Annotated in this window: 2 protein-coding genes; both read left to right on the top strand. The window is 23.3% G+C overall.

The features are described from left to right. Positions 1 to 61 precede the first annotated feature (61 nt). Positions 62 to 547: a hypothetical protein gene (locus GBG18_RS14920; RefSeq protein ID WP_152192357.1), complete on the top strand. Its 486-nt coding sequence runs from the start codon at positions 62 to 64 to the stop codon at positions 545 to 547. 225 nt (positions 548 to 772) lie between these two features. Then, positions 773 to 1,696 carry a helix-turn-helix transcriptional regulator gene (locus tag GBG18_RS14915; protein ID WP_152192356.1) on the top strand — a complete coding sequence of 308 codons (924 nt, stop codon included), beginning with the start codon at positions 773 to 775 and terminating at the stop codon, positions 1,694 to 1,696. The last annotated feature ends 95 nt before the right edge of the window (positions 1,697 to 1,791 follow it).

Here is a 1,791-nt window from a genome sequence, read left to right as displayed (position 1 = left end):
GTTGTAAAAAACTTATTAGTGGTGAAATAGAACTAAATAGTTTTGAGTAAAAGAAGCTTAAATGTATTTACTAAATGATACACCAATTCTTTTAGAGTTTTTAAAAAGAACAATAAAACTTTCTAATGATAAACCTAAGTATTTTAAAAAACTAGAAAATGAATTTTTTATTGCAGGAAAATGTAACTGTAATCAAAGCGATTGTTCTACAGTTTATTTAAAAAGAAGAAAAGAGTGGAAAGAAGATGATTATGAGTATTCATTTCATACAAATAATTGTAATGTTAATATAATTCCATATGGGAAAAACTACTTAGAAATAGAATGTATTAGATATAACGATTTTCCTCATAAAAAAGAGATTAATAAACTATTTGGAAAAAGAAAACAAATATCTTCAAGTTATCCTAGAATCTCTAAAAAAATCAAGAAATTAACAAAAAAAGAAAAAGAAAGACTTGATAACTATTTTAAGTATAGCAAAAGAGTATCAATATATGAAAAAACAATTAAACATAAATTAGATTTTAGAATCTATCAAAATTGAAGATTTAAGTATTAAGGGCAACAAATGAGAATGTTTTTAGATGATATTAGAACAGCAAAATATGATTATGATGTAATAGTTAGAAGCTATTTTAAATAACTATTTGAAGTTTAAAATAACACAAGTGTTAGGAAAATAATAATATAGTTTCTAACAATTTATATTAATAGAGTAAGAATTATCTATTTACATATAACTGTTATGATAATATATAAAGAAAAGATTATGGCATATAAACACGATTATGATAAAGCGCTAACAAGACTAGTTACTATTTTAACAAAACTTTACAACGGTGAAGAATTATCAGTTAAAGAATTGGCTGAAGAGTTTAATGTATCCACAAGAACAATACAAAGAGATTTTAATGATAGATTAATATCCTTTCCTATTTATCAAGAAAATAGACTTTGGAAGATGCAAGAAGGGTTTAAAATAGAGAAAATATCCTCTATAGAAGATCAAGTCGTTCTTGATATTATGGAAAAACTGGTAGATGGTGTTGGAAGTAAATTCTCTTCTAAAGCAAAGACTTTATTATCTAAAATTAAAAATGATGAATTAAATCCAATATATGCAAAACTTAATATGGAGGATATAAGTGATAAACTTATTTCTATTCAAGAATTAGAAAGAGCAGTAAATTCAAACTTTATTGTCAAATGTAATTATAAACTAAAAGAGAATGAAACATATCCAATTAAAATCAAGCCTTTAAAAATTGCAAATTATGAAGGCTATTGGTATTTAATAGCATTAGATATAAATGATAAAGATAGATTAAAAAAATACTATTTAAAAAATATATTTAATATAAAAACTACTCAAAGTCAATTTGAAGTTGATTCAAAATTAGAAGAGCTTTTAAATAATTCTATTTCAATTTGGTTTCAACAAAACACTGAACCTTTTGAAGTAAAAATCAATGTATCAAATGTAATTTCAAAATATATTCAAAGAAAAACAATAGCTCCTACTCAAGTTATTGAATCTATTTATGAAGATGGTTCAGTTGATATCATAGTAAAAGTCACACATGAAATGGAGATTATTCCTATAATAAAATATTGGTTACCATACATGAAAGTTTTAGAGCCAAAATGGATTAATACAAAAATTTGTGATGATTTAAAAATTTATTTAAAATAATTTTAGAAACAAAAGAATTACTAGATAATTAGATAACTGTAAATAAGATACTCAAAGATTAGTTAAAATTAGTAAGTTCCAGAACCTGGGGAGTC

This window comes from Poseidonibacter ostreae (assembly GCF_009208075.1).
In the GTDB taxonomy this organism is placed as follows: Bacteria; Campylobacterota; Campylobacteria; order Campylobacterales; family Arcobacteraceae; genus Poseidonibacter; species Poseidonibacter ostreae.
Note: the sequence above shows the minus strand (reverse complement) of the source record. Positions and strands in the feature narration are given on the sequence as shown.